Raw genomic sequence first — 17,896 nt, 5'->3', positions numbered from 1 at the left:
TCGGCGGCGCCCAGAGCATTCCCGCTTTGAACCGCGGAAATGCTCTGATCCTTGTTTTGCCGCTATTGCGGACGGAAAACCGCTGCGCACTTTGCCTGGAATTGCTCCAGAGGCAGGTGTTGAAAAAATGCGTTCACAATCACCGCCGTGATTGTTCCGGCGGCAAGGCCGTTGGCCAGGATCATCTGGCTCCATTGCGGAAACTGGCTGTAGACGCCGGGGACCAGGATCGGCAGAAGCCCCATGGAAAGCGCCGCCGCGAGCGTGAACATCGGCCCGTGCTCGCGCAGATCGACGCGACGCAGAAGATCGATCCCGATCACGCCGATGATCGAGAACACGATCACCGCCGTTCCACCGACGACGGGGCCGGGCAGGGCATTCGCCAGACGACCGATCGGCGCAAACAGGGCGATGAGGACGAGGATCACGCCGGCCGTTGCGGTGACGTAGCGGGATTTGACGTTGGTTGCCCGGACGATACCCACGTTTTCACCGCTGGTAATGATAAGCGAGGTTCCGAACAGACCGCCGACGAGCGAGGCGACGGCGTCGCCGCGGATGGTCGCGGGCACGATCGCGTGAGTGTCGCCCCGACGCCCGACGATCTCGGCGGTGGCAATGGTCTGCCCGGTCGCTTCGGCCATCGATATGATCGAAAACACGATCAGCGGAAGGGCGGCGAAAAAGTCGAACTTCGGCATTCCGAACGGAAGAAGCTGGGGCACTGCAATCATCGGTCCGTCGAAGATGCCGGAAAGGTCCATATACCCGGCTCCCATGGCGATGGCCGAACCCGCGATGAGGCCGAGCATTACCGATATCCGCTGAAGCGTGCCCGTGAAGACTCTTGCGAAGATTATCGTCAGCACGATCGTCGCAAGGGCAAGCCCGACATTCATCGGATCGGCGAAGCCTTCGCTCCCCTGCTTGCCAGTGATCGTGCCGCCGTAGATGCGCACGAGGTTCACCGATACGAGAAGGAGCATGGTCCCGACCACTATGGGCGGAAAATAGCGAAGCAGCCGGCGGAATACCGGCAGCGCAAGGAAATAGAAGACTGCAGTGAGGATCACCGCGCCGACGGCCGTCTGCACGTCCGTCTGCTGGGCGATGGCCAGAAAGATCGCGATCGGCGCGCCACCCGGCACCATGATGAACGGCAGCCGCGCGCCGAAGCCCGCCGGCCCGAAGCTCTGCAGGATTGTGCCCAGGCCGCAGATCAGAAACGTCGCGCTGATCAGCGAGACGGTCAGCGCATCGGAAAAGCCGAGCGCCTTGCTTACAAGAAACACCGCGGTGATCGGCGAAGCAGCCATCACCAGCACATGCTGAAGACCGAACAGCGCCAGGCTGCGCGGCGGCAGCACTTCGTCCGTCGGGTCGATAGAATCGATTTTGTTCCCGGTCATTTGATCTCCTCCACGCCAGCCTCTCTCCCGCTGGCTATGCAAATCGTTTTGCATGGTGTGTAATAGCACATTCTTTCTCTCTGGCAAATCGATTTGTAAAAGCCGCGCCGCAATGCCATCATCCGGGCCGGTTCATGGACGGGGTGTTCGGATGGCAAGATCGACGATCGTGGAATTGGCGAAGGCGGCGGGCGTATCGCCGACGACGGTTTCCCACGCCTTCAGCGGACGGCGCTATGTCGACCCCGAGACGAAAGCCAGGATTGTGGCGCTGGCGGACAAGATGGGTTACCGGGCCAATCCCCGGGCCCGCAGGCTCAGAACGGGCGGGGCGGGGATCATCGCCCTGGCATCGTCAATGCCCTTTGCGGTGGCTGCAGGCCCTGCGAGGCTGGGCTTCCTGATGGAGATCGCTGCCGCCGCTGCCGTTACGGCTCTTTCGCGGCATCTCGCCCTCTGCCTGGTGCCGCCTTTGGAGCCCGACTCCAACCTCGACGCGCTGGAAGTCGACGGCGCGATAATCGTCGAACCCATGGTCGAAGACCGGTTACTGGATTTCTTCTCTGCCCGCGGCGTACCGGTTGTCTCGATCGGGCGGGCGCCGGGGAGAGACGACATTCCGTCGGTGGATATTCAGAGCACTGCGACAGCCCGGCTGATGCTGGAGCACCTTGGCGCGAACAGCCGCCGGGTCGGCCTGATTACCGGCGAGCAGCGGCGCAATTCCTACATCGAGACCGAGGCCGTCTATGCGGTTTACGCCGCGGAGAGGGGATTTTCACCGGTTGCCTTGCGCATCGACGAAAGTGGCGGGGAATCGGAGGCTGCCGCGGCTGCCGAGAGGCTCCTGCGAAGCAACCCGGATATCGACGCGCTATGCGTGCCTGTCGACGCTTTCGCCAGGGGGGTGCTCGATGCCGCCCGGTTGCTCGATCGCCCCATTCCGCATGGTCTACGACTGGCGACGCGATACGATGGAATGCGGGCAAAACTCGCCACGCCGCAATTGACGGCTGTCAACCTGCATCTGGATCAGGTCGCGGAAGCGGCGATCGACGTGCTGATCGCAGCGATGGAGGGCAAGGAGCCCCAACGGCACGCGATCGCCCCGCCACTGCTGATCGTGCGGGAATCCTCGGCGGCATGACTGTCGCTTATTTGCGCGCGGCGCCCCTCAGACCGGCTCCGCTGCGATCGGCCTTTTTGCGCCCGAACTGCAAGCCGGCAATTCCCGCGGTCACAGCGAGCGCGATACCCACCGGGATGGCGGCTGACGGTTGCTCGGCTTTTCTCAGCACTGCGACGATGTCAAAGCCGACATCGAGGCCGATGCGCTTGGCATAGGAGCCGAAGTCGACATTGCTGATCATCAGACTGTCGCCCGCCGGTGTGACCGTGAGCCCGATCGATTGCAGCCGTTGAAGCGGCTCGCCGGGCTCGCCGAGCGGCACGTTGACGGTTTTGCGAACCTCGTCGCCCATCAGGTCGAAGCCTTGGACCACGAAGTTGATCCGGCCTTTTGCCGGAGCCTCCTCGACGGACCGCAGGAATTCTGAGGCGCGCAGTTCCTCATAGGGTGGCGAAATCTGGTTGAGCCACCAATCGGGACGGAACAGCGTGAAGCAGACGAGCAGCAGGACCGCGCTCTCCCACAGCCGGCTTTTCGTCACGAACCAGTTCATCGTCGCGGCCGAGAAGATGAGGATGGCGGCAAGCGAGACGAAGGCGACCCAAAGTGTATGCGCCCAGGTGTCGACGCCGATCAGCAGTATCGCCGGATTGAATATGAAAACGAAAGGCAGGATCGCGGTGCGCAGCGAATAGAGTGCACCCTGAAAGCCCGTGGCGATCGGGTCTTCCTTGGAAATCGCCGCCGCGGCGAAGGAGGCCAGTCCGACGGGCGGCGTGATGTCGGCCATGATGCCGAAATAGAAGACGAAGAGATGAACGGCAATCAAGGGGATGGCGAGGCCCGCCTGCGAACCGAGCTCGACGACGACCGGCGCCATCAGTGTGGCGACCAGGATGTAATTGGCGGTAGTCGGGATCCCCATGCCGAGCACAAGGCTGATCGCCGCGATCAGAACGAGCATCATGATGACGTTGCCGCCCGAGATGAATTCGACGAGTTCCGTCATCATCAGGCCCAGACCCGTAAGCGTGATCGTTCCGACGACGATGCCGGCCGTCGCCGTTGCGACCGCGATGCCGATCATGTTGCGCGCGCCGAGCGCCAGGCCGTCGACGAGGTCCCAGGCGGCGGCACGGGCCGCGCTTGCGAAATTCTCTTTGCGAAAGATCGCCATCAGCGGTTTGCGGGTGGCGACGATTGCGAGGATCGTCAGCGTGGCCCAGAAGGCGGAGAGCCCCGGCGAAAGCTGCTCGACCATGAGGCACCAGAGCAGAACGACGATGGGAATGAGGAAATCGAGCCCGGTCCGTGTAACGTCCCATGCGCGCGGCAGTTCGAGGATAGGAGCATCCGGATCGTCGAGTTCCAGGTCGGGATAACGGGACGAATACCAGATCGTCGCGAGATAGAGCGCCACGCCCGCAATCGCGAGCAGCAAGGGCGCGCCTGCTCCGAATGCGGCCCGGATGGCGATGATGCCGTAATAGAGCAGGCAGATTGCAAGCACGCTGCCCGCAAGCCCCAGGCCCATGCGCAGCCACTTTTCGCGTGCCGGCGTGGGACGCTGGGGGATCGGCTGCATGTTCAGCTTCACCGCCTCCAGATGCACGATGTAGAGAAGCGCGATGTAGGAAAAGACTGCTGGAAGCAGCGCGTGCTTCACGATCTCCGAATAGGGGATGCCGACATATTCGACCATCAGAAACGCGGCGGCGCCCATGACCGGCGGCATGATCTGGCCGTTGATCGATGCGGTTGCCTCGATCGCGCCGGCCTTCACACCGGAAAGTCCCGTACGTTTCATTAGGGGAATGGTGAATATGCCACCCGACACGACGTTGGAAACCGAGGAGCCGGAGACGACGCCGTTCAGCGCCGAGGAGACGACGGCCACCTTGGCGGGGCCGCCCCGCAGATGCCCGAGCAAGGCGATGGAGATCTGCATCATCCAGTTGCCGGCGCCGGCCTTTTCGAGCAGCGTTCCGAACAGGACGAAGAGGAAAACGAAACTCGTCGATACACCGAGCGCAATGCCGAAAACGCCCTCCGTCGTCAGCCATTGATGGTTGATGAACTTCACCAGCGAAGCGCCGCGATGCTGGATGACGTCGGGCATGTACTGGCCGGCGAAGGTGTAGAAGATGAACACGCCGGCGACGCACACCATCGGCAGGCCGAGCGCGCGGCGCGTGGCCTCGAGCAGCAGCAGGATCCCGACCGTACCGGTGACGAGATCGAGCGTCGAGGGCTGGCCGGGCCGTCCGGCAAGCTCGCCATAAAAAAGGAACAGATAGGCGCCCGCGAAGGCGCCGAGCGCCGCAAGCACCCAATCGGCGAGCGGCACCCGGTCGCGCGGCGAACTTTTCAGTGCGGGATAGGCAAGGAAGGTCAGGAACAGCGCGAAACCGAGATGGATGGCGCGGGCTTCGGTATCGTTGAGAATGCCGAAGCCGAAGACGAAGGGCAGGGGAGACGCGTACCAGAGCTGGAACAGCGACCATGCCACAGCGGTGCAGAGCAAGATCTGCCCGGTCAATCCTTTGGCGTTGCGTCCGCCGGTATCCGCTTCGGCGACCAGTTGCTCGAGGTCGACATCGACCTGCCGTTCTTGAAGTTCGCTCGTGACACCCTCCCATGCCGATATTGCCGGCGAGCCGCCTTTGGCCCGCCGGTAGACGTCAGAACGCGAAGCTTACTTCAGCCAGCCCTTTTCCTTGTAATATTTTTCCGCACCCGGATGCAGTGGTGCAGAGAGGCCGTCCTTGATCATCTTGGCGGGCTCGAGATTGGCGAAAGCCGGGTGCAGCGACTTGAACTCGTCGAAATTCTCGAAAACCGCTTTCGTCAGCGCGTAGACGCTCTCTTCCGGAACATCGGCGGAGGTGACCAGTGTCGCCAGAACGCCGAAGGTTTCCGTGTCTTCCGGATTGTTGTTGTAGAGGCCGCCCGGAATGGTCGCCTTGGCGTAATAGGGATTGTCGGCGACCAGCTTGTCGACGACTTCGCCGGTCAGCGGCACCAGCTTCGCCGCGCAGGTCGTCGTCGGATCCTGAATATTGGCAGAGGGATGCCCCACGCCGTAGAAGAAGCCGTCGATCTTGCCGTCGCAAAGCGCCGGGCCATGCTCGTCCGCCTTGAGTTCGGATGCGAGCGAGAAGTCTGCGAGCGTCCAGCCCATGGCGCCGAGCAGGCGCTCCATGGAGGCGCGCGTTCCGGAACCGGGATTGCCGACATTGAAGCGCTTGCCCTTGAAGTCCTCGAACTTCGTCACGCCGGCATTCGGATGCGCCAGCACAGTGAACGGCTCCGGATGAATCGAGAAGACCGCCCTGAGGTCGGCATGCGCGCCGCCTTCCTTGAACGCCTCATCGCCCTTGAAAGCGTTGTACTGCACATCGGACTGCGCCATGCCGAAATCGAGCTCGCCCTCCTTGATCGTGTTCACGTTGAACGCCGATCCGCCGGTGGATTCGACCGAACAGCGGATGCCGTGCGTCTTGCGGTCCTTGTTCAAAAGCCGGCAGATGGCGCCGCCCGCGGCATAATAGACGCCGGTGACGCCGCCGGTGCCGATCGTCACGAATTTCTGCTGCGCCGCGGCGCTGCCCGAGAAAAACAATGCTGCCGAGAGCGCGGCGATCTGCGCTCCGCGCACGGTAATCCGTTCATGTTTCATCAATTTCTCCCATAATGCTTCCCGTGCCACTGAGCCGTTCCGAGATTTATGCCTGCAGCGCCACGCGTCCAGTCGGACGCGCAAAGGTCGCAGCGGCAGTTTGTATTACACGCAGAAGGGCACGTCAGCGCATGTTACGATCGTTGCGCTTTGTCAAGCAAGGGGAATACTTGCAAATCGGTCGGTCGGGACAACCGGGGATCGGGGCAGCCAATGTCTCATCGCCATGGCGACCTTCGCGGATGCCGACAATTGCGGAACCAAGCAAGGCGCCCGGATGTTTTCCTCCTTCAAACGGGAGCATCGCCATGGTGACGATACGATATGAGATTGTGGAACACGACGGGGGCTGGGCCTACAAGGTAGACGACGTCTTCTCCGAAACCTTCCTTACCCATGACGATGCACTGGCCGCGGCCGAGATCGCGGCGCGCCATCATGAGCTTCCCGGCTCTACCGAAGCCATCGAATTCCAGGATCCCGCCGGACGTTGGCATGAGCAGGTCGCCTCCGGCTTCGATCGCCCGCATACCAGGGTCGTCGATACGCCGGGTGCCTGGCGCGCGGACGAACGCCCCGCCGCCGAGCCTCGCCGTCCTCTGCAAACGATCCTGGTCCTTGCCGGTCTCGGCCTGGCGATCGGATATCTTCTTCGCAGACATTGAACCAGGTGAACGCTGCGGTCCGCAGAGGCGGCAGATGGTGGCGCCGCGCTGCTGCGAGCAGCGTGAGCGCGGCTGTCTACGGAGCTTGCGAGGTTCTCTTGACTCTAGTGGTATAACACCTTAACAATCACACCATGAGCACACTCGCCGTCCGCAAGAAGCTTTCCGACGAAGTCCGGTTGAAACTGGAGGAGATGATCCGCGACGAGATCTATCCTTTGGGTGCGACGCTCCCTTCCGAGCGAGACCTGATGGAATTGTTCGGGGTCGGGCGGCCCTCGATCCGGGAAGCGCTTTATGCCCTGGAGCGGATGGGGCTCGTGAAGGTCAGCACGGGCGAGCGTGCCAAAGTCACGCGGCCGACGCCGGACCATTTCCTGTCTTCGCTTGCGGGCGCTGCGCGCATGCTGCTCGGCCAACCCGAGGGTGTGGCCAATTTCGAGCAGGCCCGCCTGTTTCTGGAGGAGGGATGCGCGCGCCATCTTGCGGCCCATGCGACAGCGGAGCAGATCGAGGCGATCGACGCCGCGCTGGCGCGCAACGAGGCTGCGATCGGCAAGGCCCGCGCCTTTGCCGCCACCGATGTCGCCTTTCATCGCACGCTGACCCAGATGGTCTCGAACCCCATTTTCGTCGCGGTCCACGATGCGTTCGTGGATTGGCTGATCGGCCAAAGGCCTCTGCCGACCAGGCCGGAGATTTCCAACCGGGAGAGTTTCGAGGAGCACGTGGTGATCGTGGAGGCCATCCGCGCCCGCGATCCGGAGCGTGCCGGACGGGTCATGCGCGAGCACCTGGAGAGTGCGGCGCGCAAATACAGGCAAACGAGCCCATAGCATCGGGCCGATAGTGGGAGGAGCAACAATGAAAACGGGACTGATTACGATCGTGCTTGCGGGGCTGCTGATGGGGTCGCAAGCCATGGCTCAAGAGGCGCGCACCTTGCGCCTGGGGATGCAGGGTACGGCGGGCGACCCGCAATTCGAGGGCGTCACGGAGGCCGCGCGCATCATCAAGGAAAAATCGGGCGGCCGGCTGACGCTGGAAATCTTCCCGAATTCTCAGCTCGGGACATTCACCGAGATGATGGAGCAGGTGACGCTCGGCGAACTCGACTTCACGCTGAATCCGTTCGGCGGCATGGACGCCTGGGTTCCGCGGGCCGTGTTGGCGAGCACCGCCTACGTCGTCGGCGACTTCGATCACCTTCAGAAGATCATCGCCTCTGACTGGGGCAAGGGGATCGTCGACGAGATGCGGACCGAGCACAAGTGGCGCATGGTCGACTCCTGGTACTTTGGAACGCGGCACACGACGGCAAAGAAGCCCATCGAAAAGCCTGCCGATTTCGCGGGCATGAAGCTGCGCGTCCCGAATTCCGCGCCGCTTCTTACCTGGGCGAAGGCGATGGGCGCGAGCCCCACGCCGGTCGCATTCGCCGAGGTCTATCTTGCACTCCAGACCAATCAGGTGGACGGCCAGGAAAACCCGCTACCCATCATCGACTCGATGAAGTTCACCGAGGTGCAGTCCCATGTTTCCCTAACCGGGCATCTGGTGCAGGACCAACTCATCCTCATGTCGGAAGACACGTGGAATGCGCTCGAGCCCGCCGACCAGAAGGTCGTGATGGAGGCATTCGAGGCGGGCGGCGCCCTTAACGACAAGCTGGTAAGCGAGAAGGAAGCGAACCTCGTCAGCGATTTTCGCGAGCGCGGCATCACCGTGATCGAACCCGACAAGGCAGCGTTCCAGGAGGCGATGAAGCCAGTCTATGCCGATCTCGACGCTAAATTCGGTGCCGGCACGGTGAAGACGCTGCTCGATCTCCGTTAACCACCCGCAGGCGTGGCCAGAGCTGGCCGGCGCCCTCCAATCCGGGGAGTTCAACAAATGGCCAATCCAAGCCGCTGGCGAAGCTTTGCCCATATCGAAGAGACGCTGGCCGCGATCCTGCTGGTCTTCGCCTTCGTCGTGATCGCACTGCAGATCGTCACCCGTTTCGTCTTCCAGGATCCGATGTTCTGGACGGAGGAGGCTGCGCGTTATGCCTTCGTCTGGCTGGTGGCGCTTGGCGCCGCGGAGGGCGTCACCTCACGGACACACATCACCATGGATATCGTGCCGCGGATGCTCCCGGAGCGGGCGCAGCTCTTCCTGCGGATCGTTTTGGATGTCCTGGTGCTCACCGCGCTGCTCGTTCTCGTTTACTACGGTTTCTTCGGGGCCTTGCGCGCCCACAAGGTCATGTCGATCGCGATCGGCGTTCCGGAATCGTGGCTTTACGGCGCCCTGCCCGTATTCGGCCTGCTGGCGGCTGTCCGGATCATGCTTGTCATGGCGCGGGATGTCCGGCTGCTCTTCGGCAGCCGCCGCCCTTCGGCCGAAGCCCCCTTCGAAAGGTATCTATAGATGGCGACGCTTTTCGGGGGATGGTTTGCCCTTCTGATTGCCGGCATGCCGGTCGGATTCACGCTGATCGTGGCTGCGCTTGCCTACATGCTCTGGCAGGGAACGGGCCTGAACTTTGCCGGCCAGCGCATGATCGCCGGCCTCAACAGCTTCCCGCTGCTGGCGGTCCCCTTTTTCATCCTCACCGCACAATTGATGAATCTTTCGGGCGTGACCGAGCGCATCTTCGACTTCGCCAAGGCGCTCGTCGGCCATATCAGGGGCGGGCTCGGCCATGTGAACATTATGGCGAGCGTGCTGTTTTCCGGCATGTCCGGCTCCGCCGTCGCCGATGCCGCCGGCCTTGGTCAGCTTGAGATCAAGGCCATGCGCGACGCCGGCTATGACGAGCAGTTTTCCGGTTCGATCACGGCCGCATCGGCAATCATAGGGCCGCTCATCCCGCCCTCCATTCCCCTCGTCGTTTATGGCGTGATCGCCAATACGTCGATCGGAGGCCTTTTCCTCGGCGGGATCGTACCGGGGCTTCTTTGCGCGGTCTCGCTCATGATCATGGTCTATGCGATCGCCTGGCGCCGGAACTATGCGACCGCCCAGCGCGCCGGCTTTCGCCGTGTGTGGTCCACGTTCTGGCATGCGCTGCTCCCGCTCATCACGCCGTTCATCATCATCGGCGGCATCTTTGCAGGAGTGTTCTCGCCGACCGAGGCTGCGGTGGTCGCGGCCAGCTATGCTCTCTTCCTCGGTGTCGTGGTCTACCGTGAAATCACCTTCGCCAAACTCGTGACCGTACTGCGCGAGACAGTCAGCCATACGGCCGCCGTCGGCCTTCTCATCATGGGCGTGTCACTATTCGGCTATGTGATCGCGCGCGAGCAGGTACCCCAGCACGTCGCCACGTTCTTCCTCACTTATGCGCACGACCCGCTGACATTCCTGATCCTCGTCAATCTCATGCTGCTTGCGCTCGGGACCTTTATCGAGGCCCTGGCAATCCTGCTGCTCATCGTACCGGTGCTGGTCCCGACCGCGCTCCAATTCGGGGTGGATCCCGTCCATTTCGGTGTCATGGTCGTGTTCAACCTGATGATCGGCATATTGACGCCGCCCATGGGCGTTGCGCTCTTCGTCGTCTCCAAGGTTGCCGACATTCCCTTCGGCGTGCTCGCACGCGGCATCCTGCCTCTTCTCGTTCCGCTCATCGTCGTCCTGGTGCTGATCACCGTCTTTCCGGCGCTCGTCACCTTCATCCCCGACCAGATGCTCGGAGCCGCCCGATGAGCCTTGAAGCCAAGCCGCCCGAAGGGATCTGGGGAGCAGTGCTCCTGCCGGTCGGCCGGCGAGGGGAAATCGAATGGTCCGCTTTGGACGAGCAGCTTTCCGCGCTTCTCGAAAGCGGAATTCAGGGCGTCTACACCAACGGCACCGCGGGCGAATTCCATAGCCAGACGGAGGACGAATTCGACCGGCTGAGCCAGCGGGTCGCCGAGTTTTGCCATTCCGTCGCCCTGCCGTTCCAGATCGGCGTTTCCCATTCGAATGGTCGTGTCGCGCGCGAACGCCTGGCCCGCGTCGCCTCTCTGCGACCCGATGCCGTTCAGATCACCCTGCCGGACTGGTGGGCGCCGAGCTATGAAGAGGCGGAGGTCTTCTTTGCCGGCATGGCGGCAACTGCGCCGGACACTCCGCTGATCGTCTATAACCCGCCTCATGCCAAGCGCCGGCTGAGCCTCGACGAGATCGCAAGGCTAAAGGCCGGTCTCCCGATGCTTATCGGCGCGAAACTGCCGGGCGGCGACGAAGTCTGGTACGAGGAGCTTCGTCGCAAGCTGCCGGATCTCGCCGTCTTCATTCCCGGACATTTCATGGCGAGCGGCTGCCTCGCAGGCGGTCGCGGCTCCTATTCCAATGTCGCCTGCCTGAGTCCCGCCGGCGCCGTCAGGTGGTGGCATCAGCTTCGGGAGGATCCGGCAGCCGCTCTTGACTTCGAGGCCCGCGTCGTCGGCTTCATGAACGAGCACGTCCTGCCGCTTGCCGTGCAATACGGCCTGTCCAACGCCGCACTCGACAAGGCGATGGCTGCCGCCGGCCGCTGGTGCCCGATCGGGCCGGAGCTGCTCTGGCCCTATAGTTCCGCCCCCGGTGAAGCGGTGATCGAGCTTGGCACCGCTGCCCGCCGCCAATTGCCCGAGCTTTTTTCCACGAGCCAGTGAAAGCGATCATAAGATGAAACTCGAAGGGATCTATTCGGCCCTCCTTACCCCGTTTTGCGAAGACGAAAGCATCGACCGGCAGGCCATCGGCGCGCTCCTCGATTTTCAGGTCCGGCTCGGCATCGATGGAGTCTATGTCGGCGGCAGCTCGGGCGAAGCGATGCTGCAGTCGCTCGACGAGCGCGCGGTCTACCTCTCCGACGTTGCCGCCGCCGCGTCCGGCCGCCTGAAGCTGATCGCTCATGTCGGCACGATCGCGACGAGGGATGCGCTCAGGCTTTCGCAGCACGCGGCCAAATCGGGCTACCAGGCGATCTCGGCCATTCCCCCCTTTTACTACGACTTCTCCCGGCCCGAAGTCATGGCGCATTACCGGGAGCTGGCCGATACTTCGGCCCTGCCTCTCATCGTCTATAACTTCCCCGCCCGCACCAGCGGTTTCACCTTGCCCGAACTGGTCGAGCTTCTCTCCCATCCCAACATCATCGGCATCAAGCATACGTCGAGCGACATGTTCCAGCTCGAACGCATCCGGGATGCGGCACCGGACGCCATCGTCTACAACGGCTATGATGAAATGTGCCTGGCCGGTTTCGCGATGGGTGCACAGGGTGCAATAGGAACCACCTATAACTTCATGGGCGATCTGTTCGTCGCGCTCAGGGCCTGCGTAGCGGCTGGGCGGATCGAGGAGGCCCGGCTGTTGCAGGCCATGGCGAACCGGGTGATCCAGGTGCTGATCAAGGTCGGCGTCATGCCGGGGTCCAAGGCGCTGCTCGGCATTATGGGTCTTCCCGGGGGGGCCTCCAGACGCCCCTTCCGGAAGGTCGAAGAGGCGGATCTCGCAGCGCTTCGCGAGGCCGTGGGGCCGGTCCTCGCGTGGCGCGAGAGCGCATCCAGGAAAAGCGTGTAACGGTTTCAGAAACTGCGCAGTTTCAAGGTTGGGGCGTTTCAGTGTTTTTATGAAGCACTGAAACGTCCGACTGCGCCCGACCGACTGCAATGGAATGTCGCCACCCAAAGGCCGCAATCCTGTGCAGTGTATGAGCGACCGTTCGCGTCCTTCTGCGTAGCCATTCCTCCTTACGGCCAATCATCCCGGTTTCTTGTCAGCGGCGAGCTGGAATGCGTACGCGTTGTCCGCAGGATAGGCTCCTCAGGCGATGCGGCGGACACGGAGTTGTGAGTGGACGGGTGGGGTCGGTCCCATAAAGATGCGCGTGAAGACTGTCGAGGCTCGTGATGGAACGTAAACTCGCAGCAATCGTAGCTGGCGACATCGTCGGCTATACCCGCCTGATGTCCGAGGATGAATCCTCGACCTATGCCGCCCTGCGGGCGACGTTCAGCGGACTGATCATACCTTCGGTCGAGAAGCACGGCGGCCGCACCTTCAAGACGACGGGGGACGGTTTTCTCGCGACGTTTCCGAGCGTCAACGAGGCGCTCGATGCCGCGATCGAAATCCAGAACGGATTTTCCGAGCAGCCCTTCGACATGCGCCTCGGCATAAACCTCGGCGACGTCATAGAAGCCGACGGCGACATGTTCGGCGACGGCGTGAACGTCGCGTCGCGGCTCGAAGCCATGGCCGAGCCGGGCGGCATTTTCGTGAGCGAGGCAGTGGTCCGCAGTGCCGACCGGAACCGCAGCAAGCTCTTCTACAGCATCGGCCGGAGGCAGGCGAAGAACATTCCCGAGCCGCTCGCCGTCTATGCGGTGCGTCTCGATGCGCACGAAAAGAACGGTCGCGGCTGGATCGGGCGGATCGCCCGTGGCCGGCGCGCGGCATTGCCCTACGCCATCGGGGCCGCGGCACTCGTCCTCGCCGCTGCCGCAACGCAGGCGCCGGAGGTAAGAGCCGTGGGCGCCGACCTGGCCGGCAGCCTCGCGCGCCTGGCGGGCGGCGAACTCGCCGATGCAAGGCCGACAGTCGCGGTGCTGCCCTTCGACAATATGAGCGGCGACGCCGAGCAGACCTATTTCGCCGATGGGCTTACCGAGGACATAATCGCAAATCTGGCGCGAAACCCCGAGCTTCAGGTGATTGCCCGCAATTCGACCTTCGCCCTGCGCGGTCAGGCAGAAGACATCCGCCTGATCGGCGAAAGGCTTGGTGCCGGCTATGTGGTCGAAGGCAGTGCCCGGCGCGCCGGGGACCAGCTTCGCGTGGTGGCGCAGTTGATCGATGCGCGCAGCGGTGCGCATCTCTGGTCGCGCAGTTACGACCGCCGGGTCGAGGACATATTTGCGGTTCAGACCGACCTGACGGCCGAAATCGTCTCGCATCTGGTTTCCTATGTGCGCGAGTCGGAGGTCTCGAATGCGGCGGAACGGCCGACCGAGAACCTCCAGGCCTACGACCTCGTCCTCCAGGCGCGTGACCGCTACAAACACGGCTCGAAGGATGCGGAGGCGCTGATCGCCGCCCGTGCGCTGCTTCATCGCGCCCTCGAGCTCGACCCCGGTTACGCCGCGGCGCGCGCGAATCTGGGGATGACCTATATCGTCGACTTCGTGCAGAACCTCAGCGGCAGGGCGACCACGACCGATGTGGAAACCGGCCTCAGCGAAGCACGCCAGGCAGTCCGTCTCGATCCGAACCTCGCTGCCGGCTATCAGGTCCTCAGCTTCGGCCTCTCCGCAACCGGCGATTACCCCGGCGCCATGCAGGCGGCACAAAGGGCCGTCGAACTCAATCCGAACGACCCGGACAGCCTGATGGCGCTGGCAAAGGCGCAGGTCCGGTTCGGCAGCTATGACGAGGCGGTGCAAAACGCCGAGCGGGCGCGCCGGCTGCATCCCATGGCGCCGGAATATTATACCTATGTCTATGGGCAGGCCCTCTATGCTGCCGGTCGTCTCGATGAGGCCGACGAGGTCTTGCGGGAATGCCTCATCCGGGCGCCGCAGCAGGCGGATTGCCTGCTGATACGGACGGCGGTTTTGAGCCAGCGGGGAGACGTTGAGGGAGCGCAGCGCACAATGGCGCGCCTGACCGAAGTGGACCCGGAATTTTCGCTCGCAAGCGAGCGCTCCATGCGCCGCTTCGGCGAATCCGCGCTCATGGAGCAATTCCTCTCCCGGCTCGCCGAGGCCAATGCCCCGGATGTTACGAGCGGTTTCCTTCACCCGCACACGCGATCCCGGACCTAGCGCATTTCAATGTTTCATGAAAACACCGAAATGCTCTAACCCTTTGGTCCAACGTACTTCCTGACGGAAAACCGGTACACACTTTTCCTGGGAATGCTCTAGTTGGCGGGCCTCAGCCGCAGAATCCTGCCGGATGCGGCGTCGATCAGCGCGAGTACCGAGCCATCGGAGGCCTGGAGGAGATCGCGAACCCGTGTCTCGAGCGAAAGAACTTCCTCCCCGGTCACCTTCCGGCCGTTCGTCTGCACTCTGACGATACCGCCCGCCGACAGGCCGCCGATCAGGAGGTCGCCCCGTCAGTCGGCAAACAGGTCGCCTGTATAGAACATCATGCCCGAGGGTGAGATCACGGGCGTCCAGCTATGGATGGAGCCAGCGAATTCGGGGCGGCTCGGCGGATCGGGAATTCGTTCGCCCGAATAATGTCTGCCCCAGCTCACCACGGGCCAGCCGTAGTTTTTGCCCGCCTCGGGTATGTTCAACTCGTCTCCCCCCATCGGCCCCATCTCTGCCGTCCAAAGCACGTCGGTTTCCGGATGGATGGCGGCGCTCTGAACGTTGCGGTGGCCGTAGGACCAAATCTCGTCGGCGCCCTCGCGGTCGACAAAGGGGTTGTCGTCCGGTATCGAGCCGTCGGGATTGAGGCGGACGATCGCGCCGAGATGGTTGGCCGGATCCTGGGCCTCTTGCATGTCGAAGCGTTCGCCGAGCGTGATGAAAAGTTTGCCGTCCGGCGCGAAGGCCAACCTCGAGCCGAAATGATTCTCGCCTGAAGCCGCCGGCTCCTGCCGGAAGATTACCTTGAAATCCGAAAGTGCGGTGGCGTCGTCGTTCAGACGGCCACGGCCGACCGAGGTAGCCGCGCCGCCTTCGCGTTCCTCGGCAAAGGATAGATAGACAGTCCTGTTCGTGGCGAAATCCGGATCGAGCGCAACATCGAGGAGTCCACCCTGACCTTGGGCGAAGACATCCGGGACCCCTTCGATGGGTTCGCCGACGGCTCCCTCGGCCGACACGAGGCGCAGCCTGCCGGGACGCTCCGTCACCAGCATGTCGCCATCCGGCAGAAGGACAGCGCCCCAGGGATGCTCGAGGCCGCCGGCGAAGACTTCGACGCTGACAGGCCCGCTTTTGGTGTCGAGCATACGCGGCGAATCCTGCGCGATCGCCGGATCGTGCCGCGCACCGGCCATTGCCGCAAATGCCAGGAAAACAGCTGCTCGCAACATAGCCGCCTCCGTTCGTTTCACGAACCGGACTGTTCACTCGGCTCCTAATGGGGAAGCCGGGCCAAGGTTCCCCACGGATACGCAGGCCGCGTTCACATGTTTGCGCCACCGGGAAAGGACAGAGGACCGCGGCCTCTGTGGAGTTCAGAACACGGCAAGATACCGCAGCAGCGACAGGATGCCTATGATGATGACGATGGCCTGGACGATTTGCTTGGTGCGCCCGTCGAGGGGGAGGCGGTTGACGAGATAAAGAACCAGAATGACGACGAGAAAGGTGATCAGGATGCTGATCAGTACCGACATGTTGTCTGCCCCGTTCGTTGAAAAATGCTGTCTTCTATTTCAACTATGGGACGCAGAGCAAAAGGCAAGTGGAGGGCCTTGGCGTTCGCGTAACTCTCTTCACTGAAGAATGATGGGGGGTCTGGATTCGCGCCGTCTCCGCACCGATATTAAGTCATCATCAACAAAGCCACTTTGATTAGAGGGTCAAAGGAAATGTCGGTGCGCTTCTCGGATCTCGCCATTGACGACGACGAAATCTTGATGTTGCGACGTGTTCATGTTTATGCCTGCTCCTCCAGGGAGCTGGCGCCGGAAAGCGAACACGGTGCGGAGTTGGGAAAGATGCTGTTCCACCTTTACCGGCAAGGCGTGAGGAGCGAACTCGCGCTGATGCAGATGTTGACGACGGGTGAAGCCCCGCCGGCACTGGATGATGCGGGTTAGAGCACGCCTCAGGAAAACTGTGTCATCGAGCGTAGGGTTGACCTAGAGCATTTCGATGTTTCATGGAAACACTGGAATGCTCCACCCCTTCGGTCCAACGCACTTGTTTGATTTCCTCATTCCTGTGCTTGTCACAGGAATCCAGCCAGACCAAGTCCTTGGGCTGAAACAACTCTTCCCGCGCCGCAGACGCGGCGCTGCTCTCATCCCTGTGACAAGTGTTTAGCCCGGGGAGATAGCTGACACCTGTTCGGATAGATCACTGACGGATTGCTTGGTTGTCAAGTCGATGGCTGCGATGCGGAGGGCAGCGAAGAAGATGCCGTATCGCCCGTCCGTGTCGAGCGGGCGAATGGCGATGCGTTCGCCGCAGAAGGCCTTTGGGATTTTCCACTTGCGGCCTTTGAAGCTGACATAGGCCTTGGTGCTGGGGACGGTGCGGACGACCTCGCCTTCATCGTAGATCACCTCTGGAAGGTGCTCGGGCATGGGGCGCGAACTGGGACGATAGCGACGGGCCGGCACGTCGAGATCGAGCGCGGCATGGGGCCGCTCGAAATTATAGAGTTCGCGCCAGGCATCGAAGGCGCGCTGGACGGCAGCCAGATCGGAAAATCGGGCGAAATCGAATATTTCGGCCTTGAGCGTGCGATGGAAGCGCTCATTCTTGCCGCGGCTCTGCGGATGATAGGGCCGGCTATGCAGGAGGCCGACGCCGAGCTTCAACAGCCACACGCCAAGTCTTGTCCAACGCTTGCCCGAGGCCTCGCCCCAGGGCGCGCCATTATCGACGAAAAGGGCGTCCGGCAGGCCGTAGCGCCGGAATGTCCGCTCCAGATGGCCGCGCACGGTCACTCCCTGCTGGTTGGCGCAGGCCGCCAGGCAAGGCACGAAGCGGGAATGGTCGTCCACCATCGTCAGCGGATGGCAGGGCGTGCCATCGCCGAGCCGAACCCAGCCCTTGAAATCCATCTGCCAGAGCTGGTTCGGCGCCTCCTTCTCGAAGCGCTGGGTCGCCGGCGCGCCACCGACCGGCGGCATGATCCGCTCATGGCGCTTCAGGATAGCATGAACCGTCGAAGGCGCCGGCGCATGCTGCCCCCGGTCTTCCAGAACGCGCGCGATCTTGCGTGCGCCCCACGCCGGATGCGCATCGCGCACCGCAAGCACCTCTGTCTCCACCGCCGCGCTCGACTGCAACGGGCTCACATGCGGGCGGCGCGAGCGATCAGCCAGCTCCCGGTCACCTGCCTGCCACCGCGCCAGCCA

The 17,896-nt window shown here is 62.7% G+C and carries 15 protein-coding genes and 1 pseudogene; 10 read left to right on the top strand and 6 right to left on the bottom strand.

Features of this window, described 5'->3' with window-relative positions:
* Positions 1 to 62: 62 nt before the first annotated feature.
* Positions 63 to 1,412 carry a uracil-xanthine permease family protein gene (locus tag ACTJKL_RS23085; protein WP_440853889.1) on the bottom strand — a complete coding sequence of 450 codons (1,350 nt, stop codon included), beginning with the start codon at positions 1,410 to 1,412 and terminating at the stop codon, positions 63 to 65.
* A 151-nt stretch (positions 1,413 to 1,563) separates the two neighbouring features.
* Between ACTJKL_RS23085 and ACTJKL_RS23080 the strand changes: the two genes are divergently transcribed.
* Entirely contained in the window at positions 1,564 to 2,559 is a 996-nt protein-coding gene (locus tag ACTJKL_RS23080; protein ID WP_440853888.1) for a LacI family DNA-binding transcriptional regulator, read from the top strand.
* A 7-nt stretch (positions 2,560 to 2,566) separates the two neighbouring features.
* Here ACTJKL_RS23080 and ACTJKL_RS23075 read toward each other — a convergent pair whose 3' ends face one another.
* Both ACTJKL_RS23075 and ACTJKL_RS23070 read right to left on the bottom strand, forming a co-directional pair.
* Positions 2,567 to 5,080: a TRAP transporter permease gene (locus ACTJKL_RS23075; RefSeq protein ID WP_440853887.1), complete on the bottom strand. Its 2,514-nt coding sequence runs from the start codon at positions 5,078 to 5,080 to the stop codon at positions 2,567 to 2,569.
* Between the two features lie 156 nt (positions 5,081 to 5,236).
* Positions 5,237 to 6,220, bottom strand: coding sequence for a TAXI family TRAP transporter solute-binding subunit (locus ACTJKL_RS23070; protein ID WP_440853886.1), 984 nt, complete (start codon positions 6,218 to 6,220; stop codon positions 5,237 to 5,239).
* A gap of 308 nt (positions 6,221 to 6,528) precedes the next feature.
* Between ACTJKL_RS23070 and ACTJKL_RS23065 the strand changes: the two genes are divergently transcribed.
* The 8 genes from ACTJKL_RS23065 to ACTJKL_RS23030 all read left to right on the top strand — a co-directional run bounded on the left by ACTJKL_RS23065 (position 6,529) and on the right by ACTJKL_RS23030 (position 14,666).
* Positions 6,529 to 6,885, top strand: a complete 357-nt coding sequence (locus tag ACTJKL_RS23065) for a DUF2188 domain-containing protein (RefSeq protein ID WP_379940543.1) — start codon at positions 6,529 to 6,531, stop codon at positions 6,883 to 6,885.
* A 134-nt stretch (positions 6,886 to 7,019) separates the two neighbouring features.
* The gene (locus ACTJKL_RS23060) at positions 7,020 to 7,721 is read left to right on the top strand and encodes a transcriptional regulator NanR (protein WP_018097963.1); all 702 of its coding nucleotides are present in this window, start codon (positions 7,020 to 7,022) and stop codon (positions 7,719 to 7,721) included.
* Between the two features lie 28 nt (positions 7,722 to 7,749).
* Positions 7,750 to 8,721: a sialic acid TRAP transporter substrate-binding protein SiaP gene (locus ACTJKL_RS23055; protein ID WP_100672474.1), complete on the top strand. Its 972-nt coding sequence runs from the start codon at positions 7,750 to 7,752 to the stop codon at positions 8,719 to 8,721.
* A 57-nt stretch (positions 8,722 to 8,778) separates the two neighbouring features.
* Entirely contained in the window at positions 8,779 to 9,297 is a 519-nt protein-coding gene (locus ACTJKL_RS23050) for a TRAP transporter small permease (RefSeq protein WP_440853885.1), read from the top strand.
* The gene (locus ACTJKL_RS23045; protein ID WP_440853884.1) at positions 9,298 to 10,578 is read left to right on the top strand and encodes a TRAP transporter large permease; all 1,281 of its coding nucleotides are present in this window, start codon (positions 9,298 to 9,300) and stop codon (positions 10,576 to 10,578) included.
* The gene (locus ACTJKL_RS23040; protein WP_440853883.1) at positions 10,575 to 11,510 is read left to right on the top strand and encodes a dihydrodipicolinate synthase family protein; all 936 of its coding nucleotides are present in this window, start codon (positions 10,575 to 10,577) and stop codon (positions 11,508 to 11,510) included. Before ACTJKL_RS23045 ends, ACTJKL_RS23040 begins: the two co-directional genes overlap by 4 nt.
* Before the next feature lie 13 nt (positions 11,511 to 11,523).
* The gene (locus tag ACTJKL_RS23035) at positions 11,524 to 12,423 is read left to right on the top strand and encodes an N-acetylneuraminate lyase (RefSeq protein ID WP_440853882.1); all 900 of its coding nucleotides are present in this window, start codon (positions 11,524 to 11,526) and stop codon (positions 12,421 to 12,423) included.
* A gap of 329 nt (positions 12,424 to 12,752) precedes the next feature.
* Positions 12,753 to 14,666 (top strand): adenylate/guanylate cyclase domain-containing protein, encoded by a 1,914-nt coding sequence (locus ACTJKL_RS23030; RefSeq protein ID WP_324764249.1) that lies wholly within the window; start codon positions 12,753 to 12,755, stop codon positions 14,664 to 14,666.
* Between the two features lie 98 nt (positions 14,667 to 14,764).
* Here ACTJKL_RS23030 and ACTJKL_RS23025 read toward each other — a convergent pair.
* A pseudogene (locus ACTJKL_RS23025) lies at positions 14,765 to 15,895 on the bottom strand (PQQ-dependent sugar dehydrogenase).
* A 144-nt stretch (positions 15,896 to 16,039) separates the two neighbouring features.
* Complete coding sequence (locus ACTJKL_RS23020; protein WP_017266304.1) at positions 16,040 to 16,201, bottom strand: Thivi_2564 family membrane protein; 162 nt, start codon at positions 16,199 to 16,201, stop codon at positions 16,040 to 16,042.
* A gap of 195 nt (positions 16,202 to 16,396) precedes the next feature.
* Here ACTJKL_RS23020 and ACTJKL_RS23015 point away from each other — a divergent pair, with 195 nt between their 5' ends.
* On the top strand, positions 16,397 to 16,627 hold the full coding sequence (locus tag ACTJKL_RS23015; RefSeq protein ID WP_102764100.1) for a hypothetical protein: 231 nt from the start codon (positions 16,397 to 16,399) through the stop codon (positions 16,625 to 16,627).
* Between the two features lie 222 nt (positions 16,628 to 16,849).
* Here ACTJKL_RS23015 and ACTJKL_RS23010 read toward each other — a convergent pair.
* A partial coding sequence (locus ACTJKL_RS23010; RefSeq protein ID WP_440853881.1) for an IS481 family transposase occupies positions 16,850 to 17,896 on the bottom strand: 1,047 nt, incomplete at its 5' end.

The organism is Sinorhizobium sp. 22678 (genome assembly GCF_052044265.1).
Lineage (GTDB): Bacteria > Pseudomonadota > Alphaproteobacteria > Rhizobiales > Rhizobiaceae > Sinorhizobium > Sinorhizobium meliloti_A.
Note: the sequence above shows the minus strand (reverse complement) of the source record. Positions and strands in the feature narration are given on the sequence as shown.